At 69.9% G+C, this 22,868-nt stretch carries 21 protein-coding genes, 1 pseudogene and 1 riboswitch; of the genes and pseudogenes, 6 read left to right on the top strand and 16 right to left on the bottom strand.

The annotated features are described in order from the left end of the window. Positions 1–28: 28 nt before the first annotated feature. Together ACFWPA_RS05690 and mihF are read left to right on the top strand one after the other, a co-directional pair. Positions 29–193, top strand: coding sequence for a hypothetical protein (locus ACFWPA_RS05690; RefSeq protein WP_378507586.1), 165 nt, complete (start codon positions 29–31; stop codon positions 191–193). 169 nt (positions 194–362) lie between these two features. Beyond that, positions 363–674 carry an integration host factor, actinobacterial type gene (mihF, locus tag ACFWPA_RS05685; RefSeq protein WP_378507585.1) on the top strand — a complete coding sequence of 104 codons (312 nt, stop codon included), beginning with the start codon at positions 363–365 and terminating at the stop codon, positions 672–674. Between the two features lie 65 nt (positions 675–739). Here the strand turns inward: mihF and ACFWPA_RS05680 are convergent, their stop codons facing one another. Then, positions 740–1,561 carry an acyl-CoA thioesterase gene (locus ACFWPA_RS05680; protein WP_378507584.1) on the bottom strand — a complete coding sequence of 274 codons (822 nt, stop codon included), beginning with the start codon at positions 1,559–1,561 and terminating at the stop codon, positions 740–742. 71 nt (positions 1,562–1,632) lie between these two features. Here ACFWPA_RS05680 and ACFWPA_RS05675 point away from each other — a divergent pair, with 71 nt between their 5' ends. Continuing rightward, the gene (locus ACFWPA_RS05675; protein WP_378507583.1) at positions 1,633–2,253 is read left to right on the top strand and encodes a TetR/AcrR family transcriptional regulator; all 621 of its coding nucleotides are present in this window, start codon (positions 1,633–1,635) and stop codon (positions 2,251–2,253) included. A 50-nt stretch (positions 2,254–2,303) separates the two neighbouring features. Then, the gene (locus ACFWPA_RS05670) at positions 2,304–2,891 is read left to right on the top strand and encodes a DUF1707 domain-containing protein (protein ID WP_378507582.1); all 588 of its coding nucleotides are present in this window, start codon (positions 2,304–2,306) and stop codon (positions 2,889–2,891) included. Between the two features lie 48 nt (positions 2,892–2,939). Here the strand turns inward: ACFWPA_RS05670 and ACFWPA_RS05665 are convergent, their stop codons facing one another. From ACFWPA_RS05665 to ACFWPA_RS05640, 6 genes and pseudogenes are all read right to left on the bottom strand, one after another. Then, entirely contained in the window at positions 2,940–4,067 is a 1,128-nt protein-coding gene (locus ACFWPA_RS05665) for an NDMA-dependent alcohol dehydrogenase (protein ID WP_378507581.1), read from the bottom strand. Between the two features lie 73 nt (positions 4,068–4,140). Further along, the gene (locus tag ACFWPA_RS05660; protein ID WP_378507736.1) at positions 4,141–5,652 is read right to left on the bottom strand and encodes an FUSC family protein; all 1,512 of its coding nucleotides are present in this window, start codon (positions 5,650–5,652) and stop codon (positions 4,141–4,143) included. Between the two features lie 142 nt (positions 5,653–5,794). Continuing rightward, entirely contained in the window at positions 5,795–7,507 is a 1,713-nt protein-coding gene (locus ACFWPA_RS05655; RefSeq protein ID WP_378507580.1) for a cutinase family protein, read from the bottom strand. 241 nt (positions 7,508–7,748) lie between these two features. After that, a pseudogene (locus ACFWPA_RS05650) lies at positions 7,749–7,991 on the bottom strand (sigma factor-like helix-turn-helix DNA-binding protein); the annotation flags it as partial. A gap of 65 nt (positions 7,992–8,056) precedes the next feature. Continuing rightward, complete coding sequence (locus ACFWPA_RS05645) at positions 8,057–8,479, bottom strand: YciI family protein (RefSeq protein ID WP_378507579.1); 423 nt, start codon at positions 8,477–8,479, stop codon at positions 8,057–8,059. A gap of 107 nt (positions 8,480–8,586) precedes the next feature. Continuing rightward, positions 8,587–9,198 (bottom strand): class I SAM-dependent methyltransferase, encoded by a 612-nt coding sequence (locus ACFWPA_RS05640; protein ID WP_378507578.1) that lies wholly within the window; start codon positions 9,196–9,198, stop codon positions 8,587–8,589. A gap of 179 nt (positions 9,199–9,377) precedes the next feature. On the opposite strand from ACFWPA_RS05640, the gene ACFWPA_RS05635 reads away from it, so the two are divergent. Together ACFWPA_RS05635 and ACFWPA_RS05630 are read left to right on the top strand one after the other, a co-directional pair. Further along, positions 9,378–10,106, top strand: coding sequence for a hypothetical protein (locus ACFWPA_RS05635; protein ID WP_378507577.1), 729 nt, complete (start codon positions 9,378–9,380; stop codon positions 10,104–10,106). A 158-nt stretch (positions 10,107–10,264) separates the two neighbouring features. Then, positions 10,265–11,221: a DUF808 domain-containing protein gene (locus ACFWPA_RS05630; RefSeq protein ID WP_378569807.1), complete on the top strand. Its 957-nt coding sequence runs from the start codon at positions 10,265–10,267 to the stop codon at positions 11,219–11,221. 86 nt (positions 11,222–11,307) lie between these two features. On the opposite strand, the gene ACFWPA_RS05625 is transcribed toward ACFWPA_RS05630, so the two are convergent. The 9 genes from ACFWPA_RS05625 to ACFWPA_RS05585 all read right to left on the bottom strand — a co-directional run bounded on the left by ACFWPA_RS05625 (position 11,308) and on the right by ACFWPA_RS05585 (position 22,840). Next, positions 11,308–12,771: a glyceraldehyde-3-phosphate dehydrogenase gene (locus ACFWPA_RS05625; protein WP_378569806.1), complete on the bottom strand. Its 1,464-nt coding sequence runs from the start codon at positions 12,769–12,771 to the stop codon at positions 11,308–11,310. 235 nt (positions 12,772–13,006) lie between these two features. Continuing rightward, positions 13,007–14,017, bottom strand: a complete 1,011-nt coding sequence (locus tag ACFWPA_RS05620) for an ABC transporter substrate-binding protein (protein WP_378569805.1) — start codon at positions 14,015–14,017, stop codon at positions 13,007–13,009. Further along, positions 14,018–14,788: an ABC transporter ATP-binding protein gene (locus ACFWPA_RS05615; RefSeq protein ID WP_378507573.1), complete on the bottom strand. Its 771-nt coding sequence runs from the start codon at positions 14,786–14,788 to the stop codon at positions 14,018–14,020. After that, positions 14,788–15,825: a FecCD family ABC transporter permease gene (locus ACFWPA_RS05610; RefSeq protein WP_378507735.1), complete on the bottom strand. Its 1,038-nt coding sequence runs from the start codon at positions 15,823–15,825 to the stop codon at positions 14,788–14,790. The genes ACFWPA_RS05615 and ACFWPA_RS05610 overlap by 1 nt, the downstream gene beginning before the upstream one ends. Before the next feature lie 123 nt (positions 15,826–15,948). After that, a riboswitch (cobalamin riboswitch) is annotated at positions 15,949–16,166 on the bottom strand. A 39-nt stretch (positions 16,167–16,205) separates the two neighbouring features. Next, positions 16,206–16,358 (bottom strand): hypothetical protein, encoded by a 153-nt coding sequence (locus tag ACFWPA_RS05605; protein WP_378507572.1) that lies wholly within the window; start codon positions 16,356–16,358, stop codon positions 16,206–16,208. Beyond that, positions 16,359–17,171 carry a class E sortase gene (locus ACFWPA_RS05600; protein WP_378569804.1) on the bottom strand — a complete coding sequence of 271 codons (813 nt, stop codon included), beginning with the start codon at positions 17,169–17,171 and terminating at the stop codon, positions 16,359–16,361. A 31-nt stretch (positions 17,172–17,202) separates the two neighbouring features. Next, positions 17,203–17,343, bottom strand: coding sequence for a hypothetical protein (locus ACFWPA_RS05595; protein ID WP_378507570.1), 141 nt, complete (start codon positions 17,341–17,343; stop codon positions 17,203–17,205). Between the two features lie 121 nt (positions 17,344–17,464). Beyond that, a complete protein-coding gene (locus ACFWPA_RS05590) occupies positions 17,465–22,183 on the bottom strand; it encodes a DUF5979 domain-containing protein (protein WP_378569803.1) in 4,719 nt (1,572 codons plus the stop codon). Positions 22,184–22,489: 306 nt separating this feature from the next. After that, positions 22,490–22,840, bottom strand: coding sequence for a DUF664 domain-containing protein (locus ACFWPA_RS05585; RefSeq protein WP_378569867.1), 351 nt, complete (start codon positions 22,838–22,840; stop codon positions 22,490–22,492). Positions 22,841–22,868: the final 28 nt, after the last annotated feature.

Here is a 22,868-nt window from a genome sequence, read left to right as displayed (position 1 = left end):
CCGGAAGTGCCGACCGAGAGGACCCATCATGTGCCAACCCACCCCCTGCACGACCTGCGGCAAGACGACCTGGAAGGGCTGCGGCAACCACGTGGACGAGGTGATGCGCCACGTCCCCACCGACCGGCGCTGCACCTGCGAGCACCCCACCGCGTCGAGCGGCGGCTTCCTGCGGTCCCTGTTCGGCCGCTGATCGGCGATCGCCAGGGACGGCGGCGTTCGCGCAGCTAGAGACCCCGGTGACGCGGGGCGGGCGCGCGGCGACCCGGTGACGACACGCGGGGAGCGCGGTACCGTGATTCACGGTCGTCGCCGCTCTAGCCTGGGTTTCTCCCCCGGGAACCGCGAGAAAGGCACATCTCATGGCATTGCCCACCCTGACCCCCGAACAGCGCGCCGCCGCCCTCGAAAAGGCGGCAGCGTCCCGGAAGGCACGGGCCGAACTGAGGGAGGACCTCAAGTCCGGCAAGGTCACCCTCGTCGAGGTGCTCGACAAGGCCGAGTCCGACGAACTCGTCGGCAAGACGAAGGTGCTGTACCTGCTCGAATCCCTGCCGAAGGTCGGCAAGGTGAAGGCCCGCGACATCGCGGAGTCCGTCGGCATCGCCGAGACCCGCCGCGTCGCGGGCCTCGGTGCGCGCCAGCGCGCCGATCTGCTGGCCAAGCTGGCCTGACACGTTATGCCGGATGCCCGGCGTCCCCGACGGGACGCCGGGCATCGGCGTGTTCGGGGCCGGGGTCAGGCCTTGTAGTACACCACCTGGTGGGTGGTGGCCAGCAGCGCGCCAGCCGACCCCCACAGGGCGCCCGACTGGTCGAAGTAGCCCTTGCCGAAGCGCTGGGCACGGGCGGTGGCGAGCACCGAGTCCGTACCGTGCGCGGCGAGGGTGGCCTGGTCGGCGTGGAAGTACACGGTCAGCGAGACGGTGCCGATCGGGCACGGCTGGCCGAGGCGAAGGAACACGCGAGGGAAGAACGAATCGCACAGCGCGGTGAGCGCGGGGAAGTCCAGCGGGCGCGCGGGCTCGTCGCGGATCCACAGCGTCGACGTCGATTGCGCCCGTTCGGTGCCGAACGAGTCGAGTCCGCCCTCGACGAACCGCATCTCGTAGTTGCCGACCCAGCGGGTGAACGCGGATGCGGCGGTGGAGGGTTCGACCTCGGCGGCGGGCGGCACGGCGGGCGGCTCGATCTCGGTGGCGGACCAGGTGTCGCGGCGGACCGCGAACACCGCCGTCGCGGTGGTGACGACGTCGCCGCCCTGGGTCATCTCGATCGACCAGTGCTGGGTCGACCTGTTCGTCCGGCTCGGGCGCGCGTCGATCGAGAACTCCCCGTCCGCAACGGGCCCGGCGAAGTTGACGGTCAGCGAGACGGGATCACCGAGCCGTTCCGGGTGCCGCAGCACCGCGGCGAGCAGGGTGGCCGCGGTGACGCCGCCGAACGGGCCGACCATGTTGGCGTACTCGGCGGTGGTGCGCCCGGTGAACCTGCCGTCGGCCTCGGCGATGAGGTCGAGTGCGGCGTCCAGCTGATGGGTCGGGGTGGCGGTCCGGGTCACGTCAATCTCCTGGCGATCGGCAACTATGTATGACACTCTACATAGAAGTGATTCGAGTGGAAGGGCGAGCAGTGCCGAGGCGACAGGACCCGACAGCCGGACCCCGGGCGGCGATGATCGGCAGCGCGGTGGCCCTGATGCGCGAACGGGGCGTCGCGGCAACCTCGTTCGCCGATGTTCTCGCCCGCAGCGGCGCCCCCCGCGGCTCGATCTATCACCACTTCCCGCGCGGCAAGGCGCAACTGATCGAGGACGCGACCCGGTCCGCCGCCGAGCAGCTCGACGCCAGCATCGGCCGGATCCTGGCCGCCAACGACACCGTCGGGACGATCCGCACCCTGGTCGACATCTGGGGGCGCCGCCTGCAGACCAGCGACTACGTGTCGGGGTGCCCGATCGCGGCGGCGGCGTTGGGCACCGAACCGGGGGCCAGGGAGATCGCCGGGGTCGCCTTCGACACCTGGTGCGCGGCGATCACCGGGAAGCTGGTCGCCGAGGGCGTCGCCCCCGGCCGGGCCCGCTCGCTCGCGGTGCTGATCATCAGCTCCCTCGAGGGCGCAGTGATCGTGGCGCAGGCGCAGGGCGGGTCGGGACCGCTGGACGCGGTCGTCGTCGAACTCGAGCACGCCTGCCGGGCGGCGCTGTCTCCGCGCCCGCCGCACCTGCCCGGCGGGGCGGACCCGCACCCCTAGACTCGGCAGCGACACCGGTCCGGAAGCCTCCTCAAGAAAGCGCCGCCGCCATGCCCACCGAGCCCGACCCCGACCTGCTGCTCAGCGACGACGAACGGATGCACGCGCTCGACGCCATTAGCAGGCACTACGCCGACGGCCGGCTGGACAGCGCCGAGTTCTACGAGCGCTCGGGGGTGATCGCCGAGGCGCGGACCGTCGGCGCGCTCGGCGGAGCATTCCAGGGGCTTCCGGGCGGGATGCCGCTGGCCGCCGTCGACGGCCGGGTGCGGAAGGTGCCGTTCGACGACGCCCCCGCGATCCGCGACAGCAGTCCCGCGGCGGCGGCCGAGGCCGAACTCACCTCGCTGCGCTCCCGCGGCGGCATCGTCGAATCGCTCGACTGGGTCATCATCGGCATCACCCTGGTCACGTTCCTGGTCCTGCAGATCGTCGTCGACTGGGACTACGCCTGGCTGGTGTGGCCGTCCCTGATCGTCACCCTGAGCGTGCCGCGGATGATCCTGAACTACAGCGACGACGACGAGGAGGTGTACGAGAAGCTGAAGGAGTCCGACGCCAAGGCGCGCAGGAAGCGACTCGAGCAGGCCGCCCGGCGCATCCGCGAACTGGAGGACGGGGACGGCAGGAACGGGTGATCCGCCCCGCCCGGGTGCCGCCCACCGGCGCGGCGGCACCCGACCCGGTCAGCGATCCGCGTCGGTGTAGCGGATGATCCCGCGAATGTTGCGTCCCTCCAGCATGTCCCGGTAGCCGTCGTTGATCTGCTCGAGCCGGTACTGCCGGGTGACCATGTCGTCGAGGTTGAGCTTGCCCGCCTTGTACATCGACAGCAGGTGCGGGATGTCGTAGTGCGGGTTGGCGCCGCCGAAGACGGTGCCCTGCAGGTTCTTCTGCAGCAGCGTCAGCATCGACAGGTTCAGCGTGACCTGGTTGTCGACGAGGCTGCCCATCGCGGTCAGCACCACGGTGCCCGCCTTCGCGGTGATGCCCATCCACAGGTCGACGTCCTCGCCGTGCACCTCGCCGACGGTGACGATCGTCTTCTTCGACATGCCGCCCGCGGTGATCTCCGCGATCGCACCGGCCGCCTCGTCGACGGACGGGAAGGCATGCGTGGCACCGAACTTCAACGCCTGCTCCCGCTTCCACTCGACGGGGTCGATCGCGAACACGTAGCGGGCGCCGGAGTTCACCGCGCCCTGCAGTGCCGAGATCCCGACGCCGCCGATCCCGACGATCGTGACGTCCTCCCCCGGCCTGACCTGCGCGGTGTGGGTCGCCGACCCGTATCCGGTGGTGACGCCGCACCCGACGAGGCAGGCCACCTCGAACGGGATCGACGGGTCGATCTTCACCACCGAACTCTGGTGCACCACCAGGTACGGCGAGAAGGTGCCGAGCAGCGTCATCGGAAAGACGTTCTGCCCCTTGGCCGTGACGCGGAACGAGCCGTCACTGACCGAGGCGCCGCCGAGCAGGTACGCCCCCAGGTCGCAGAGGTTGCGCAGCCCGGCCTGGCAGGACGGGCACTTGCCGCACGACGGGATGAACGACAGCACGACGTGGTCGCCGGGCGCGATGTCCTCGACGCCCTCCCCGACCTCGGTCACGATGCCCGCACCCTCGTGGCCGCCCAGCACCGGGAAGCCTCCCATCGGAATGCCCCCGGTGACCAGATGGTGGTCGGAGTGGCACATCCCCGACGCCTCCATCTGCACCTTGACCTCACCCCGGTGCGGGTCACCGATCTCGATCTCCTCGATCGACCACGGCTGGTTGAACTCCCAGATCAGCGCGCCCTTGGTCTTCACCTGCACACACCTACTCTCGTCCGGCGACATGGTTCAGGCATCAGCCTAGACATGCGGGTGGACAGGTGTCCGGTCATTGCGGTGGTGGCGCGGTGAGGATCCGGTAGCCGAACTCGTGCAGGCGGCGGTGCTCGGGCCAGCGCTCGCGCGTCCACGCCGGGTCGGAGTGCGCGGCGGTGATCGCCGCGGACGTCGAGGCGTGCAGGTCGAACTCGAGGTCCCGCCGCAGTTCCGCCAGTCTGTCTGCGTCGCCGGTGTGGGTGATCCGGGCGATGGTGTCCGCCACCTGCAGGTCCGCGTCGGACAGGATCCGGCGGTGCGCGCGGGGCAGCACGCACCACAGCACCGCGACCGCGGCGACGACGCCGATCACGGTCTCGAGGAAGCGGTCCCGGGACACCGCGACCAGGTCGCCCGGCGCGCCGAGCCCGCCGAGGATCATCGCGAGCGGGGTGATGAACACCATCGCGAGCCCGTAGTTGCGCACCAGGTACGCCTCGATCCCGGCCATCGACAGCGCGAGGGCGACGACCAGGGCGGCGCCGTGCAGGTCGAACAGTGCCAGGCCGGCGAGCACCGCGAGGCCGATCAGGGTGCCGAGGAACCGGTGCGCGGCCCGGTACGTGCCGAGGATCCGGTCCGGGCCCTGGTGCAGGATCATCGCGGCCGTGATCACCGCCCAGTCCGGTCGCCCGACCCCGGCCACCACGGCGATCGCGCCGGCGGTTGGGCACGCGACGAGCAACCGGACCACGATCGTCATCGACCGGCCGCGGGGATGCGCGGCCCGCGCCAGCCGGTACCGGATCGACGGCCTGCGCAGCGGGATCTGCGGCTGCAGGTCGTCCTCCGGCGCGGCCTCGTCGTGGTCGACGCCGTGCAGGACCGCCGCGCACCGCAGGTGCGCGCCCCGCAGCGCCTCGGTCAGCGGATGCCCCGGCGTCACCAGCCCGGCGTCGTGCAGGCACTGCCACGCCACGTGCAGGTCGTGCACCACCGCCCGCCGATGGGTGGGCGAGTTGTCCCGGAGCACCGCGTCGACGGCGGCGACCGCGGCGGCGACCGCAGCCCGCTCGGGGGTCCGCGGGCGCACCGGGGCGCCGGCCATCGCAATCACCAGCGCGGTGCCCGCACCGATCGCCGTCCAGGCAACGACGGCGGCGACGGTGACCCCCGCCGCGGGCAGCACCGACGCGATCTCCAGCGTCAGCACCATCAGGAACGCGCCGGGTGCGCCGAGCCGCAGCGCATCGACGACGAACGCGCAGCAGGCCACCACCGCCGTCATCACGAGCACGATCAGCATCGGCGACAACGCGGAACCGTCAGCGGCGGACACCACCGACCCGACGGCCGCACCGATCCCGGCGAGGGCAACGAGGACCACGCCGATCAGCCCGACAACCCGCCACCGCACCCGGTACGGCCGGGTCTCGCCGTAGACGACGGCGAACGCGCCGAGGGTGGCGATCGCGGACACCGCGCCCGCACCGGCCGCGACGCCGACCAGTCCGGGGAGCGCGACCGCGACCCCGCCGCGCACCACGCCCGGCCAGCGGCGGCCCCGCCGCGGCACCGACACCATCGCCGACCACGGGGAGGCCGGGGTGGGGAGCGGCAGGTCGACGACCGCCGTCCGCTGATGTCCCCCGCTGCCCGTCACAACCGTTCAGGTTAGGAAAGATGCGGGCCGATCCCCGAATCCGCGACGGCCGGTGAGGCGCAGCTCACGCGGCGCCGGGGGCGCTCCCCGCCGAACTGCTCGGCGCGGCGGTGCTGGTCGGGGCCGCGGTGGTGGTCGGCGCCACCGTGGACGACGGCGGGTCCTGCACCGGGGTGGTCGGCTCGGCGACGTCCGTCGTCACCGCCGGGGATCGGGTGTCGACGGGTGCGGGTGCCGGTGCCGGCGCGGCGGCGCCCGGCTCGGCGAGCATCCGCGCGTCCGCGTCCGCGTTCGCGTCCGGGTCGACGGGCGGCTCGGTACCCGGGTCGACGGGCGGCTCGGTGCCCGGCCGTGTGGTCGGGTCGGCCGTCGTTGTGGTTGTCGAGGTGCCGGTCGTCGACGTGGTGGAGGTCGTGGTGGTCGGGGCCACCGTCGTCGTGGTGGGCAGCGGGATGCCGTCCCGCGCGTCCTCCGCGAGCCGGGTGAGCCATTGGGCCGCGTACTCGGCGGACGAAAGCGGCTTGCCGTCGGCGGTGTCCCGCCAGTAGTCGAAGTGGTGGCCGGTGTCGGGGCCGAGGGTCAGCTGATACGGGTCGCTGAGCACCACCGGGATCGTGTTCTGGTTGGTGACGATCAGGTTCACGACCTCGTTGAAGAACTTTCTCGGCAGGTACGCCAGCGGCGACATGCTCTCGGTCTCAATGGAGTCGGCGACCGGGGTGACCGGCAACGCGGCGGTGCCGACCGCGGTCGGGTCGTACGCCGGATCCGACACCTCCAGCAGCACGTCCATGAAGGTCTGGTCGGACTGCATCCAGCCGGGCGTGGACTGGATCACCGCGAACGCGTCGGAGGCGATGCGGCCGAGCACCATCGCGACGCCGATGCCGTTGTCCGCGGTCAGGCCGTCCTTCTCCAGGGAGTCGATGTTCATCTGCCTGCCGACGTTCACCACCAGTTGCAGCAGCGAGATGTTCTCCGGCACCGCGCAGGTGAGGTCGCCGTCGGAGCAGAACGCGGCGATCTTGCCGCCGAGGGCGCCGAAGTCGTCGCCCCCGATGCCGGTGACCGCACCGGCGCCGCCCGCCGTGTTCTCCCCGGTCTGGTAGGGCGTGTCGAAGCCGTCGGGATTGCGGAAGGGGTTCTTCGCGCCGGGGAACGGTCCCTGCCCGAGCGCGCGGCCCGCGTCGGCGAGGATCACCACCCCGACCACGTTCGCGGGGTCGACGATCGCGTACCCGTCGGTGCCGTCCTGGTGGCCGATGTTCTGCGCGACCCGCCGGGCGACGTCGGCGCCCTCGCTGTAGCCGACGACGGAGAAGCGGGTGTTCGGGCAGGCCTCGCGGATCTTCCGCATCACCTGCTGGGTGTTGTCGACGCCGGTGGTGACGGCCTGCTCGTAGCTGTCCATGTTCGCGGGGTACGCGATGTAGAGGTTGGCGTAGGAGCCCGGCTTGAGCGTGTTGACGACACCGGGCGCGTTGGCGACCGGGTCGACCCAGTGGCTGCTGTAGTCGTCGGACAGCGCCGCGGGCAACGGCTTTCCGTTCTCGTCGACGAGGCGGGGAACGGTGTCCGGCGGGGTGTCGTTGCGGCCAGCGATGGACACGGTCACCATGTCGTGGCATTCCGTGGTGGACGCCGTCAGTTCGGTGTCGATCGTGGCGGGCGGTGCGTACGCCACCCAGGCCGTCGCGGCGACCGCGACACCGAGGGCGGCCGGTGCCGCCACCATCGAGATGAGGCGATGCCGCGCGAAGTAGCCGCGAAGAGTCATGTCCCGCTCCTCAATCCGTCGCTCTCGGACGACGCGCAGACCATCCCGGTGCCGTGCGCTCACGTCACGTCATGTCAGGGGTGTCGCCGCGTCGACGGCAAGCGTTACACAGCGGACGGTGGCGCGCGCGGCAGGACGGCGCCCGTCACGGTTCGTCGGTCAGGTGTGCGGCCCGGTTCAGCAACAGTTTTCGTTCCCGCTCGTTGCCGGTGAGCCGGGCCGCCGACTCGAACTCGGCGCGTGCCTCCGCGGGCCGGTCCAGCCGGCCAAGGGCCGCGGCAAGGGTCTTCTTGGCGCGGACGATCCGCTGCTGCACCGTCGACGTCGGGACCAGGAACGCACGCGCGATCTCGTCGCTGGACAGGCCGCCGACCACCTTGAGGGTCAACGCCACTCGCGCCTCCCTGGACAGCACCGGATGGCACGAGACGAACACCAGCCGCAGCACGTCGTCATCGATCCGGTCGGGGTCCCACGGCACGTCGACCGGATCCGTCGCGCGGACTCGGCGGGGTCCGGGCGGCGCCGCGCGGCGGGGTCGGGCACGGGTCAGCCGTTGCGGGTCTCCAGTTCCTCGCGCCAGCCCTCTTCCTTCTGCACCCACTCGTTGTCCTGCGGGAAGTCCTCGGGTCCGTGCACCCGGCGGATCTCCAGTTTCGAGCCGGCGCCGAGCGGCGCGCGCCGCGCCCACTCGACAGCCTCCTCCCTGGACGCGACGTCCAGGATCCAGTAGCCGTTGAACAGTTCCTTCGTCTCGCCGTACGGGCCGTCGGTGACCAGCGGCGGATCGGAGCTGAAATCGACGACGCAGCCCTCCTCCGCCTCGGTCAGGCCCTCCCCGCCGAGCAGCACACCCGCCTTCATCATGGACTCGTTGTACCGGCCCATGTCCTCGATGATCTGCTCGAACGGGATGTCCTTCGATGCCGCGATCGCCTCGTCGGTCGCGCGCATAATCAGCATGTACCGCATTGTCGGGCTCCTTCGTCGTCGGGTCGCGCATCGACCCTCTCATCCGGGACGTCGAACGAGAAGGCCGCGGATCGACACCGCCCCGAGAAATTCTTCGGGCAGGACGGCTACCTGGCAACGCCGAGCGACAGCGCCCCCATGATCTTCGGGGCGCCCTCCTGATAGAAGGAGTCGAGGTCCCGAATCTCGAACCCCGCCGCCCGCACCAGGGCGGGGATGTCGCGGGTGAGGTGGCAGCCGCCGGCGACGGTCTTCTGGATCGGCTCGAATCGACGCTGCCAGCGCCGCACCTTCTCGTCCGGTGCGAGGCCGTGCTCGACGAAGTGCAGCGTCCCTCCGGGGGCGAGGACCCGCCGCAGCTCGCGCAGCGCGGCGACCGCGTCCGGGATCGTGCACATCGTCCACGTGGACAGCGCGGTGTCGAACACGTCGTCGGGGAACGGCAACGCCTGCCCGTCCAGGCCGGACCGCTCGATCGGAACCCGCGACGCCGCGCGCCGCGGCGCCGCCAGCTTCCAGCCCACGTCGGCGGGTTCGACCGCGCTGACGGAGTCGACGGCGTCCGGGTAGTAGCGGACGTTGAGCCCGGACCCGAACCCGATCTCGATGACCCGGCCCCGCAGCCCGGCGCACACCCGTTCCCGTGCGGGTCCGGTCAGCGACATCCCACAGCTCACGTCGACCAGCCGCGGCACGACCTGATTCGCGTAGAACCCCATGTCGACCCCTCGTGCGCTCGGAGAATGCGGTCCTCTCCAGCATGCGCCATCGGCGCCGAAAGGTGCCGCCGCCGCGCGCCGCGAAAAAACCTCGAGCCACCGGGAACCTTTCCGCCCCGCCGGTGCATCGAATGTCCGTAAGCGGAACCGACACGCCAGCCGACGCAAAGGACGACACGATGAGCAGCAACGACGCATACACCGACGCCGACGTCGCCGAGTACGAGAGCGACATGGCCGCCATCGCCGACGACCCCACGATGACGGTGAACGAGAAGCTCGACGCGATGGAGGCGCGGGCGGAGGCCGAGCAGGAGGAGATCCTGTCCGCGAACAGCGTCAACGCCGAGGTCAACCTCGACACGGCACCCGCCGACACCTCGACCTCCGCCGCCTCCTCTGCCTCGGCCACCTCCGCGACCGGGGCCACCACCGCCACCGACACCACCGAGACCGCCTCCTCCTCGGCGGCCGGCACGGGCTCCGCCGCCCCGGCCCCGGCCCAGGCCGACGCGGGCCCGGTGCGGCAGGACCTGGACGGCGACGGCGTCATCGACCTCGCCACCTACCTCGACGACAACACCGGGCAGCCGGTGCGCCAGGACTCCTACGAGGACGGCGTGGTCACCGAGACCCGCCTCGACACCGACGGTGACGGGCTGCCGGACACCATCCTGATGGACACCGACCGCGACGGTCAGGTCGACACCGTCATCCTGGACAGCGACGCCGACGCGGTCACCGACGCGACGATGATCGACACCGACGGGGACGGCGACTTCGACCTCTACACCGTCGACAGCGACAACGACGGCGACCAGGACGCGTACGCCACCGGCGCCGACATCCCCGGCGCGGTCGGCGACGTCGACACGTACACGAGCGGGATCTCCGACGACGCGCTCTGACCGTCCGCCCGCGGTCGGCGGCGTCCCGTGAACCGGCGGTTGCCGGGGCGTCGCGCGGGAGCGGGTCCCGGCAACCGCCCGTTCGGTGGTTGGATATCGATGGCGTCGGGTTCGGTACCGGCGTCGACCGGATCGGCCCATTCGACTTGGAGGTTCCCGTGGCTGGTGGTCTCGTCGCCCTGCTGGACGACGTCGCGGCGATCGCGAAGGTGGCGGCGGCGTCCATCGACGACATCGGGGCGGCGGCGGGCAAGGCCAGCATCAAGGCGGCGGGCGTGGTCGTCGACGACACCGCGGTGACGCCCCGCTACGTGCACGGCTTCTCCCCGAAGCGGGAGCTGCCGATCATCCGCAAGATCGCGATCGGGTCGATCCGCAACAAGCTGCTGATCATCCTCCCGGTGGCGATGATCCTGAGCCAGTTCCTGCCGCAGGCGCTGCCCTATCTGCTGATCGCCGGTGGCGGGTTCCTCTGCTACGAGGGCGCCGAGAAGGTCTACGAGGCGCTCACCGGCGGCCACCACGGCGAGGAAACCGATGCCCCCGCCGCCCTCGCCGGGCCCGAGCACGAGAAGACGATGGTCAGCGGCGCGATCCGTACCGACCTGATCCTGTCCGCCGAGATCATGGTGATCTCGCTGTCGTCGGTGGAGGACGAACCGTTCGTCACCCGACTGATGGTGCTGATCGTCGTCGCGTTCCTCATCACCGCGCTGGTGTACGGCGTGGTCGCGGTGATCGTGAAGATGGACGACATGGGCCTCGCGCTCGCGCAGCGCAGGTCCGCGTTCAGTCAGCGGGTCGGCCGCGGCCTCGTCGCCGCAATGCCGAAGGTGATGTCGGTGCTCACCGTCGTCGGGATCGCCGCGATGCTGTGGGTCGGCGGCCACATCCTGCTCGTCAACGTCGGCGAGGCCGGGTTCCACTGGCCCGCCGACCGCCTCCACGACGTCGAGCACTGGTTCGGCGGGCTCGTGCACGGCGGGTTCGGCGGGGTGCTGTCCTGGACCGCGGGCACCGTGACCTCCGCCGTCGTCGGACTGATCGTCGGCGCGATCCTCGTCCTGGTGATGCACCTGATTCCGAAGCGGAACAAGGACGCCGCCGCGCACTAGGTCACCCGAACCCCACGGCGCCGGCCGCAACGGAAAACGCACGCCGCCCCGACGGGCGGCGTGCGTTCCGGTGCTGCGGTGCGGTGTCAGCCCGCGGTGGGCGCCAGCGCGGCGGCGTCGACCTCGGGGTAGATCGGGTACTCGACACCGGACAGGTACTGCACGGTGCGCACGACCTGGCAGGAGTAGCCGAACTCGTTGTCGTACCAGACGTAGAGGATCGCGGTGTCGCCCTCGACGATCGTCGCGTTCGCGTCGACGATCGACGCCGCGCGGGAGCCGATGAAGTCGCTGGAGACGGCGTCGGTGGCGGCGGTGTAGTCGAGGTTGCGGCTCAGCGCGCCGGTCAGCGACTCCTGCCGCAGCCGCTCGAGCACCTCCTCCTTGGTGGTCTCGCGGTTCAGCTGCAGGTGCAGGATCGCGATGGACACGTCCGGCGTGGGGACGCGGATCGAGTTGCCGGTGATCTTGGCCTTCAGGTCCGGCAGCGCCTTCGCGACGGCCGAGGCGGCACCGGTCTCGGTGAGCACCAGGTTGGTCGGCGCCGAACGGCCGCGGCGGTCGGCCTTGTGGTAGTTGTCCAGCAGGTTCTGGTCGTTGGTGAACGAGTGCACCGTCTCGACGTGACCGCGGGACACCCCGAACGCGTCGTCCATCGTCTTCAGCGGCGGCACGATCGCGTTGGTGGTGCAGGACGCGCAGGACACGATCGTCTCGTCCAGGCTGACGCCGCGGTGGTTGACGCCGTGCACGATGTTCGGGACGTCGCCCTTGCCGGGCGCGGTGAGCACCACCTTCGCGATGCCGGGGCGCAGGTGCTTCGACAGGCCGTCGCGGTCCCGCCAGATGCCGGTGTTGTCGATCAGGATCGCGTTCTCGATGCCGTACTCGGTGTAGTCGACGGCGGTCGGGTCGTTGCTGTAGATGAACTTGATGACGTTGCCGTTGGCGATCAGTGCGCTGTTCTCGGCGTCGACCTTGATCGTGCCGTTGAACTGCCCGTGCACGGAGTCGCGGCGCAGCAGCGAGGCGCGCTTGACCAGGTCGTCCTCGCCGCCCTTGCGGACCACGACGGCGCGCAGGTTGAGGCCGTTGCCGGAGCCCGCCTTCTCGATGAGCAGGCGGGCGACGAGACGGCCGATGCGCCCGAAGCCGTAGAGCACCACGTCCTGCGGCTGCGCGGGGCTCGTCTTGGCGCCGCCGACCAGGTCGGCGAGGCTCTGCGCGACGAACTCGGGGATCGAGCCGCCGTTGCCGGTGGCGCGGTAGGCCGACACCAGCAGGCCGAGGTCGATCTTCGACGGGCGCAGGTCGAGCTCGGTCAGCGCCTCGAGAAACGGGAACGTCTCCTCGACGGACAGCTCGTCACCACGGATCTGCCTGGCGAAGCGGTGGGTGCGCAGGATGCTGATGACCGACTTGTTCACCAGCGAGCGGCTGTGAAGCAGAATGGTCACCGAGTGCCTGCGGTGCAGGCCGCCGATGATCGGGATCATCGCTTCGGCGAGCGCTTCCTCGGAGTTCCACTGGGTCAGTTCCGCTGTGGTCACTGCGATCCTCTGTCTTTCTGACTCTGTGTGGCGTGCCCGTGGGTTGGACGCCGAACTGGATGAGACGCACGTCACTTCGCCGGCCGCGATCCGGTTCGGTCGAACCGGGCCACGACCGGCGAAAACGGTGCACGCGCTACCAGCATAGGTAACGACCTGCACGCGACCCAAAGGGCGTTCTCGGGGGTGCCCGGTCGGGGCGCCGCGATCACCGGCCTGCCGGCCCGCGCCGTGGTCAGTAACCCTTCGACCGCAGGAACTCGGCGACGGTGACGATCGCGTCGGGATTGCGGGGGCCCTCCACCAGGGCCGCGTACGGCAGCGCGATGATGTTGCCTTCGCGCACCGCGGTGGTGCCCGCCATCAGCGGCTGCTGACGCAGCAGCCGGATCTTCGCGTCCACCGACTCGTCCGGCCCGGCCCCGTAGTCGACGATCACGATCGCCTGCGGGTCGCGTTGCGCCGCCGCCTCCCACGAGGTGGTGGTCCACGAGTCGTTCAGGTCGTCGAAGATGTTGCTGCCGCCCGCCTCGCGGATGATCTGCGACGGCGCCGCGGTCCGGCCGGAGGTGAACGGTTCCGGGGTTGCGCTGTCGAACAGGAACACCCGGGCCGGCTCCTGCCCGGCCGGCGCCGACGCCGTCGCCGCGGCCACCTGCTCGCGGTACCCGGCGACCAGGTCGTCGGCCCGGTCCCGGACACCGAAGATGTCCCCGAGGTTCGCCAGGTCCGCGTACAGCGCGTCGAGCGGTTCCATCACCCCGCGGCGGTCCGTGTCGGGCTGCCTGCAGGCCTCGGTCAGCTGGTAGGGGACGGCGCCGATCGAGCGCACCCAGTCCGGGGTCAGGCCCGTCGACTCCTTGAACCCGTAGTTCCAGCCCGCGAAGACGAAGTCGGGGTTCGCCGCCTGCACCACCTCCCGGGTGAACGCATCCCCGAGTTGCGGGGCCGTCTCGAAGTCGGCCCGCCACGGCGAGGTGGCGATGTCCCGCTCCTTGCCCGGGTAGCTGGTGTAGCCCGCCAGGTGTTCGGTGAGGCCGAGCGCGAACATCATCTCGGTGATCGCGGTGTCGTTGGTGACCACCCGCTGCGGGACGCCGTCGACGGTCAGGGGTGCGCCGCAGTTGGTGACGGTCACCGACTCTCCGGTGGGTTCGGCGGCCGCGTCCTGCACGTCGGCGCCGCACGCCGTCAACGCGAACACGCTCGCCGCTGCCATCGCGACCGTCCAGGGTCGGGACCTCATCTAGTACTCCTTCTCGTCGAAGATGATCTGGGGAACACCCAGCCGGGGATGGGTGACGACGTGCCCGCCGATCGCGAACCACCGCCGCAGCACGTCGGCCGTCACGACCTCGTCCGGTGTCCCCGTGCACACGAGCCGGCCACCGCTGAGGACGAACAGCCGATCGCAGTACTGCGCGGCCAGGTTCAGGTCGTGCAGCGCCGCGATCACGGTGATGCCCAGGTTCCGGGCCGCGGTCAGGACGCTGTACTGGTGGTGGACGTCGAGGTGGTTGGTCGGCTCGTCCAGCACCAGCACCCGCGGCTGCTGCGCCAGCGCGCGGGCGATCAGGACGCGTTGCCGCTCCCCGCCGGATAGGGACAGGAAGCTGCGGTGCTCGAGGTGCGACGCGTCGGCGGTCGCCAGCGCGTCGCGGCACAGGCCGACGTCGCGGCGGTCGGCTCTGCGCAACGCCGACTGATGCGGCAGGCGGCCGGTGGCCACGACCTCGGCCGCGGTGAAGTCGAACTGCATCAGGCTGTCCTGGGTCAGGGCCGCGACCTGACGTGCGTTCTCGCGCATGCTGATCGCGGCGATGTCCGTGCCGCCGACCAGGATCCGGCCCGCCGCGGGCGACAACGCCCGATACAGGCAGCGCAGCAGGGTGGACTTGCCGCTACCGTTCGCCCCGACGACGCCGACGAAGGTGCCCTCCTCGGCTGCGAGGGTCACCGCCTCGAGGATCCGGGTGCCGCCGATCTCGACCGTGACGTCCCGATAGTCGACCCGCATCAGCCGACCCCCACCAGGGCGCCGCGGCGCCGCATCAGCAGTACGAACAGCGGGACCCCGACCGCGGCGGTGATCGCGCCCAGCGGAAGTTCCTGCGGCGGAATCAGGGTGCGGGCCAGCAGGTCCGCGGTGACCAGGAACACCGCGCCGAGCAACGGCGTCACCACGATCAGCCGGCGATGGTCGGCGCCGACCAGCAGCCTGGCCACGTGCGGTACCACCAGCCCGACGAAACCAACGGCGCCGCAGATCGACACGAAACATCCGGTCATGACCGCGGCGACAACGAACAGCAACAGCCGGAAGCGGCTCGCGTCGATCCCGAGCGCCGCGCTGACCTCGTCACCCATCGACAGCGCGTTCAGCCGGCGCGCACAGGCCGCGATGACCGCCAACCCGATCACGGTCACCGCCGCCGCCAGCGGCACCGCCTGCCAGGTGGCACCGGCGAGGCTGCCGAGCAGCCAGAACATCACCGACCGCGCCGCGTCCCCGTGCGGTGCCATGAACACCAACACCGTTGTGGCAGCGGAAAACCCGTACCCGAGGGCGGTCCCGGTGAGGACCAGGCGCAGCGGAACCAGCCCCGCCGAGGACCGGGCCATCAGGTACACCAGGATCGTGGCCCCGAGCGCGCCAAGGAACGCGGCGGTCGACAGCGCGTACAGGCCGAGCGCGCCGAAGGTGCCGAACAGCACCACCGACGTGGCGCCCACCGAGGCACCCGAGGAGATGCCCAGCACGTACGGGTCGGCCAGCGCGTTGCGCACCATCGCCTGCACGATCAGCCCGACCCCGCTCAATCCGGCACCGACCAACGCGGCCAACAACACTCGCGGCAGTCGGGAGTCGGTCACGATCCGATAGTTCGGGAGGTCCGGCGCGAGGACCGGCCCGCCGGTCAGTTCGGCCCACAGGAATCCGGTGGTGTCACGCCAGGGAACGGGTGCGGTGCCGAGCATCAACGCCAGGACGGAGACGACCGCGAGCGCGGCCACCAGGCCGATGGCCAACGGGGCCACGGGCAGTCGGCGCATCATCGACCACTTTCACCTGGATGCAGGTGCCAGCCTCACCGGGCGGTGCGCGCAACGACGTGCGGGCACAGCGGTGCCCGCATCCTCGTCGACCGCTCCCTCGGAGTCGACAGGCGACCACGCCGGCGGCATGGCCGCGCTGGCAGGTCTTCGGGCTCGTGGACACGGATCGGGCGAACCCGAATTCTCCTACTGGCGGCCGCTTCCCGGGCTCACACCCAGTGCTGATGGCCGCGGTCGTTTCCACACACCGCTGCGGGGCAGCTCCGGTTTCCCACCGGATTCCCTCTTACGAACCACCCGGCACGAGCCGGGCGGTAACCAACGCGCGGCCACAGTAGCACTCAGGGTCGGCACCGCGAACCGGCCAGGGCGGGCCGTCAGACGGTGACGTCCGAGTAGGGCATCTGCTCGGACACCCACGGAAACACGACCTCCATGAGCAGCAGGAACACCGCGGCGGCGAGAACGGTCGCCAGCAGGACCTTCACCGGTCGGGGTCCGGGGAGAACACCCCAGAAGTAGCCGTACATCTAGTGCTCCTGCAATGCCGCGGGCAGGGTGCCCGCGAACTTCGGGGTCGTCTCGACGAGAACGGCGTGCACGATCATCCGTTCGGCGTTCGAGAACAGCGGATGGCAGGTGGTGAGCGTCAACACGCTCTCCAGCCAGGGGCCCGGCTCGACCCACTCGGCTCCGGGCAGCGGATTGACGACGGCGACGTCGCCGGGCACGGTGATGTGTCGACCAAGCACGTGCGCATAGTCGCCGCCCGCGACCCGGTCGATCTGCTCGGGGGGCAGGCAGTCCGCGGCCGCAGCACGCCGCTCGGGTGCGGCGGCGGCGAGCGGCAGCAGCCGGTACGTCATCCATTCGGTCCTGGTCTCCACGACGACGGCGTCGCAGGCGCCGAGCCGGTCCAGGTGTTCGAACACCGCACCGGATCCGTTGCGATGCCCGGCGATCGCAACATTCCCCGGCTCGCCGGGCAGTTGCGTGTCGGTGTAGTGGCCGGGGCCCGCCTTCAGGTCCTCGTTGCTGGTGCCCTCGACGACCGCGTACGCGGCGCCGAGCGTCGGAAAGTGCAGGCGCGCGAACCCTTCTCCGGGCGTCGGGACCGGCGGGGCCACCGGCGCGTCACCGGCGGCCCCGGAACCCTGCGCCCACGATTGCGCGAGGCCGTTGTCGACCTCGTCCTGCAACCGACCCGAGACGATGTTGGTCCAGAACGCCTCGTAGATCACGAACAGCAGGACGACGACCCCCGCCGTGAGCAGCAGCTCACCGGTGACCTGGCCTGCGCCCGGCCGGGGCCGGGCCCGCACCGGAACGACGGCATCACGCATGGGGCGGGCCCTCCTTTGCGGCCGGGTCGAGCTAGCTGTTCGCGTCGATCGTGGCGCTTCCGCTGCCACCGACAAGATCGTAGAGGAGAACGGACAGCTGACCGAGGCCGTCGATCACGGCGGAACCGGTGGTGTGGACGTCGAATTCGACCGAGAGCGGGAGGATCAGCACGAGAGGAATCTCCTTCGATGAGCGGCCGAGCGATCGGCCGCGACATGGGGGGTGCGGTGGTGCGGGGCGGGCGACCCGGGGGTCGTACCCGCCCCGCACTACCGTGTTTCGACCTGGAGGACTACTCCTCGCCGGTCATCTTCCTGCGGTTACGCAGCGCCAGCCAGGCACCACCAGCGATCAGCGCCAGCGCGCCACCGGTGAGCCAGATGACGTTCGCTCCGGTGACGGGAAGCGACGACGACTGGCCCGGCTTGCTCGGAGCCGGCTTGCCAGGGGCACCGTTGTGTCCGGAGCCGCCCGGGTTCCCCGGCGAACCGGGTCCACCCGGAACGCTGGGCCCCGGGGGAGTCCCCGTTCCCGGCCCCGGCGGAACCGACGATCCACCACCCCACGGCGGCACCGAGGATCCGCCACCCCACGGCGGGATCACAATTCCACCCCACGGCGGCAGCGGAATCGGGATCGGGATGATGATCAGACCGTTGCTGCTGGTCTTGTTCTCCAGACCAAGCACCACCGAACCGTTCGCGTCACCGGTGAGCGTGACGGTGGTGCCAGTCGACTCGCCGTCGAGCGCGGTCGCCTCCGCATCGCCCTCCTTCACATCCCACACGACCTCGCCCCACTTAACGTTGGGCACGTCGGTGTGAGCGCCGGTCTCGACGAAGCTGATCTCGGTGTCGAGCGGGAACTGGACCTTGCCGTCAACGACGGCCGCGTCGCACTGGGCGGTCGGGGTGACCGATCCGCCGGGCTTGACGTCGAGGATGCAGGAGCGCGCCTCGCCGTCTGCGTCCGTCCAGGTCGCCGTGACCTGGAAGGTCGCGGCCGGGTCCTTCATGACCTGATTGCCCTTGGGCCCGGTCACGATCTTCTCGATGTCGAGGTCGGTGGTCGGGATGATCCGGTTGTGGATCTCGACCACGGCCTGCTCACCCGGCACGATCCCGACGGTGTTGCGGTAGTCCGCGTCACCGGCGTCCTCGGCCACCCAGTAGTACGGCCGCGCCCAGTCGAAGCCGGGCAGGTCCTTGGGATCGACCTCGGAGAAGGTGACCACGGTGCCCCGCGGCAGCACATCGCCGGACGTCCAGCTGAACCCGTTCTCCGCGTTCAGCGTGATGGTCTCGCCCACTGCCGGGAACTCGACATCCGCGGGAAGCGGCGGATCGATGTTGTCGATCCGAACCTCGAACTCCGCGCCATCGGGCAGGTCGGCGTCGGTGGCCGGGATGCGCTCGTCACCGTCGAGGATGTACTTCGTGAACTCGACCGAGCCGAACTCCCACAGCGCCTCGTTCGTCAGCGTGATCAGGCGACCCTCGGTGGGGTCATCCGAGACGATGCCGGTCGCGGTGCCGTCGGCGTGGGAGACGATCCACGATTCACCGCTCGGGTCGGTGCCCCAGGTGATCGTGCCCCACTCGACGCCCTCGATGTCGGGGCGACCGATCTCGGTGAACGTCACCTCAGTGCCGATCGGTAGATCGACGCCGAGCGGTGTCGCGACACCGTTCTTGACGGTCAACACCGTGGTCCGGTACTCCGTACCGTCCTTCCAACGGGCCTCGACCTTGAACTCCGCGTCATCACCGACGGACTCCGCCGCTTCGCCGGCGACCTGCTTGAGGATGCGCAGGGTGCCGTCGTTCTTGTCGACGAAGTTCGTCACCTCGACCGTGCCCGGATCCTTGCCAATCGTCACCACTCCGGAGTCGCCGTCGATCGTGACGTCACCGGTGAAGGCCGGCACGCCCCAGGCGAGACCGTTGCCGTCGTCTGGAACCACCTCGGTCAGCGTGACCTTGGTGCCGCCGGGCAGGTTCTCCCCGAACGGGACCGGAGTGCCGTCGGAGGGCAGCGTGAGCGTCTTGGACTGCTCGACCCCCGCCGCGTCCGTCCAGGTGGCGATCACGTCGAACGTCTCGGGAACCGCGCCGTTGGACGCCTCCGGGCCCGTGAGCTTCTTGCTCAGCTCGAAGGTGCCCTGAGTGATCTTGGCCTCGTTGGTGACGGCGATCGTGTTGGCGGCCGCGTCGGTGCCGATGGTGATCGTCTGCGGAGTGATCACCGGCTCCGACCACGTCACGAGGTCGGTGTTCACCGGCTTGACCTCGGTGAACGTGACCTTCGCCCCGATCGGCAGGTCCTTCAGCTCATAGGACTGGCCGCCCTTGAGCGTGAACTCCCGCAGCTCGCTTCCGCCGTCACCGTAGGCGATCTCCGCCTTGATGACGAAGGACTCGTCGCCGGTGATCGCCGCGTTCTCCGGGTTGAGGACGGTCTTGGTGATCGTCGTCGCCCCGAGGACCGCCTTGTTGACCAGGCTGACCTCGACATTGGTCTTCGGCTCGATCTCGACCAGCGCCACGGTGTCACCGTCGCTGAGCGTCACGCCGTCCGCCGGGCGGAACTTGCCCTGCTCGAAGTAGACGCCGTCGACCTGCGGCAGGTTGACCTCGGACAGCCGGATCGTCCACCCGGTGCCGCGGGGGTTGAGCCCGCTGACCGGGGTCCCGTCTGCCTTCACCTTGATCTCATAGGTGCTCGACGCGGGACCGACAGCCGGATCCACGCCGGGAGCGAACTCCTCGACCTTGACCGTGAACTCGGTGCCCTCCGGGAACTTCTCGGAGGCGGAGTCGATCTGCTTCAGCAGCGAGAACGAGCCTCGCGACACGCCCTCGCCGGTGCCGCTGCCGCCCCACGTCTGCGTGACGCTGCTCGTCAACTCGGCGCCCTCGTAGGCGAGCGAGTTTCCGTACACCGTCCCACGGTCGTCCAGTCCGCCGCTCGCGGTGCAGAGGGTGTACTCGATGACGTACTTCGTCTCGCGGCTGTAGTCGCCTGCCGCGTCGTCCTTCGGGAGCGTGATCTCGATCCCGTTGGCGGTGCGGGTGACGATGGTGTCGGCAGTCAGGTCGCGATCCGGGGCGGCGCCGCTGCCACCGATGGCGTCCTTCGCGACGACTCGGAAGTTGAGGTCCTCCTTGAGATCACCGCTGACATCGCACACGGTCAACGTGTCGGAGAAGGTGTCGGTGATGACCGCCCGCTCGGTGAGCGCCTCCAGGTTGCGTCCGGGAACCTCGGCGTCCCAGTCGACCGTCGTGCCTGCCGGCTGCATCTCGCCGCCGACCTCGGTCGGCTCGGTGTTGAGGCCGCCCTTCTTGTTGCCCTTGAACTCGGGGCCCTTCACCGAGGCGGTGACCTCGGAGCCGTTGACGAGCGCCGTGTTCGTGAACACGTCGGAGTTATCCGGAACCTCGTCCCCGGTCAGGCAGGACCGGTAGGTCACGTAGTAGTACTGCTCCACGTCGAACGGATCGTTCGGCGTGAAGGACACGGTGAAGTCCTCCGCACCGGGAGTGGCCGCCTCGGTGATGGCGAACTGGTCGGTGACGTCGGTGCGCCCGACCCCTCCGCCGCCCGGTCCCGGCAGGTAGTTCGCCTTCTCGATCTTCAGCGCAAGCCCGGTGTCGCACACGGCATGACCGCCGGTGAGCGTGTCCGCGATGGTGACCTTCTTGCCCGGGCTGGATTCGATGAACGTGCCGGGGACCATGACTGTCCACTCCGCGACCCGGTAACGCTCACCGTTGCTGTTGAGGAGCTTGCCGGACTTGCTCGGCACGGTCGTCGGCTCCCAGTCCTGCCCGACCCCGGCACCGACGGTCTCGTCACCGATGGTGATCGAGTTGTCGTACTGGGTGTCCTTGGGATCCACGGTGCCGCTGGTGGTGCACGAGGTGTACTCGATGCGGTACAGCTGGTCCTTCTCGAACGGCGCGCCGGTGTTGATGTCGATGATGACCGGGTCGCCCGCCGCGTTCTGGGTGATGGTGACGCCGCCCGGGACCTCGGTCAGTGCGCCCGGACGTCCGGAAAACAGCTTGGCGTTGAGCCGGCCGTCGTCGCACAGCTTCATGTTGGCCGAGAGTTCGTCACTCAGCTGCACCGAACCGGTATTACCCGCATCCAGGGCGATGAGATCGGAGCCAGGGATGTCGATGGTCCAGCGCACAGCCTGCTTGTCCGGCTGGAGCTTGCCGGACTTGGTGGCGTCACCGAGGTCCTTGCCGTCGCTGATGCCGCCCTCGCCGGGCAGGTCGACCAGCGTGCCCTCGCCGTTGATCTCGAACTCCACCTCCTCGGAGGTGGTGTATTCGACCGCCTTGGTGAAGACGGTGAAGGTGCCGTGCACCAGCTCGGGGTTGGCCGTCACCGCGTCGGTGAGCACGCAGTTCATGAGGTTGGTGCTGCCGTCGAGCACGCAGTTGCCCCAGACCGTGCCGTCCTCACCCTTGAGCTGCAGGTTTGGGTTTGCGTCGAGCTTCAGCTCGTCGGGGAACTTGACCGTGAACTCGTCGCCTGCCTTCGGATCGGCGGCGGAGGCGTCCCAGGTGCCGGACACCGTGACGGCGTCACCGACGGTGATCTGCTCGTCGTTGGTTCCGCCCTCGACCTGGATGTCGGTGATCTCGACGACGATGCCGGGGTTAAGTCCGCGCGCGACCTGCCGCTTTTCCACTGCGGGGGTGGTCGTCGTCGGCGCCGTCGTCGTGACCGTCGGCTTCTCGGACGTGGGCTCCTCCGACTCCGACTCCTCCGGCGTGGTCGTGGTCGGCGCGGTCGTGACCGCGGGCGCCTTCGTGGTGGTGACCGCGGGAGGCGTCGTGGTGGTGACCGCGGGAGGCGTCGTCGTCACCGCGGGCGGCGTCGTCGTCGTGAGCTCAGGCGGCGGCGTCGTGGTCGTGGTGGTCGGCGGGGAGGTCGTGGTCTCGGTTTCGGTTGCCGAAGCAACCGGGGCGAGCGAGAACGAGGTCATGACCAGCATCAGGACAGTCAGAACCATCCCCAGCGCAGCCCACCGAGACACCACCTCCGTTCCGCCACGACGTCGGAAGACATGGTTACGCAAGACGGCACCCTTCGTTCGATACGCACGTTCATACCGCGGACGCGAGGACAGCAAACAGACTGCAATTGCTCAGAGTGGCGCCGCCTGGGCCAACCCTGGCGGCGCCACTCTCCGACTCACTCCGGTAATGAGTTCGTAATGGTACATATACCCGAGCCCAATCGACCCAGGTCGTGCATCGACGTCGCTGCGGCGTGTCGCGCGACACGACAGGCCGCGACGTCATCGATCGACAGCGTCTCGGCCTGCGGTAACACGGCGGCGACGGGCGACCTGACGAACGGGGAAATACTCAGCGAACATCACAACGATTCCGGCAGGAATGTGAGGAATCCCACCATCCCGGAGCCGTTGGAGGGTACGGTTGCCTGCGGTCGCGCGCAGTCCGGCGGCGTCACCGTCGCGCCGGCACCCCTCGGTTCGGACCGCGGCCCCGTCGATCGTCTCCCGCAGGATGTCGGCGCGCCCGGCGTGCCGGGCCGTTTCGATCGTCATGTGCAGCAGGACCCGGCGTAGCGTGACCCACTCCTCCCGCCACCCCCGGCGATGACTTCTACCGTCCGGGAAGGTCAGTACTGGGACCGTGTAGCCGACCGAAACG

Source organism: Rhodococcus sp. NPDC058505 (assembly GCF_042720095.1).
Classification (GTDB): domain Bacteria; phylum Actinomycetota; class Actinomycetes; order Mycobacteriales; family Mycobacteriaceae; genus Rhodococcus_G.
Note: the sequence above shows the minus strand (reverse complement) of the source record. Positions and strands in the feature narration are given on the sequence as shown.

Excerpts from the sequence above, each read along its gene's own strand:
- ACFWPA_RS05690 (WP_378507586.1), top strand. The coding sequence starts at position 29 with ATGTGCCAACCCACCCCCTGCACGACCTGCGGCAAGACGACCTGGAAG.
- mihF (WP_378507585.1), top strand. The coding sequence starts at position 363 with ATGGCATTGCCCACCCTGACCCCCGAACAGCGCGCCGCCGCCCTCGAA.
- ACFWPA_RS05670 (WP_378507582.1), top strand. The coding sequence starts at position 2,304 with ATGCCCACCGAGCCCGACCCCGACCTGCTGCTCAGCGACGACGAACGG.
- ACFWPA_RS05660 (WP_378507736.1), bottom strand. The coding sequence starts at position 5,652 with ATGGTGTCGGTGCCGCGGCGGGGCCGCCGCTGGCCGGGCGTGGTGCGC.
- ACFWPA_RS05655 (WP_378507580.1), bottom strand. The coding sequence starts at position 7,507 with ATGACTCTTCGCGGCTACTTCGCGCGGCATCGCCTCATCTCGATGGTG.
- ACFWPA_RS05645 (WP_378507579.1), bottom strand. The coding sequence starts at position 8,479 with ATGCGGTACATGCTGATTATGCGCGCGACCGACGAGGCGATCGCGGCA.
- ACFWPA_RS05640 (WP_378507578.1), bottom strand. The coding sequence starts at position 9,198 with ATGGGGTTCTACGCGAATCAGGTCGTGCCGCGGCTGGTCGACGTGAGC.
- ACFWPA_RS05635 (WP_378507577.1), top strand. The coding sequence starts at position 9,378 with ATGAGCAGCAACGACGCATACACCGACGCCGACGTCGCCGAGTACGAG.
- ACFWPA_RS05620 (WP_378569805.1), bottom strand. The coding sequence starts at position 14,017 with ATGAGGTCCCGACCCTGGACGGTCGCGATGGCAGCGGCGAGCGTGTTC.
- ACFWPA_RS05615 (WP_378507573.1), bottom strand. The coding sequence starts at position 14,788 with ATGCGGGTCGACTATCGGGACGTCACGGTCGAGATCGGCGGCACCCGG.
- ACFWPA_RS05610 (WP_378507735.1), bottom strand. The coding sequence starts at position 15,825 with ATGCGCCGACTGCCCGTGGCCCCGTTGGCCATCGGCCTGGTGGCCGCG.
- ACFWPA_RS05605 (WP_378507572.1), bottom strand. The coding sequence starts at position 16,358 with ATGTACGGCTACTTCTGGGGTGTTCTCCCCGGACCCCGACCGGTGAAG.
- ACFWPA_RS05600 (WP_378569804.1), bottom strand. The coding sequence starts at position 17,171 with ATGCGTGATGCCGTCGTTCCGGTGCGGGCCCGGCCCCGGCCGGGCGCA.
- ACFWPA_RS05590 (WP_378569803.1), bottom strand. The coding sequence starts at position 22,183 with ATGCTGGTCATGACCTCGTTCTCGCTCGCCCCGGTTGCTTCGGCAACC.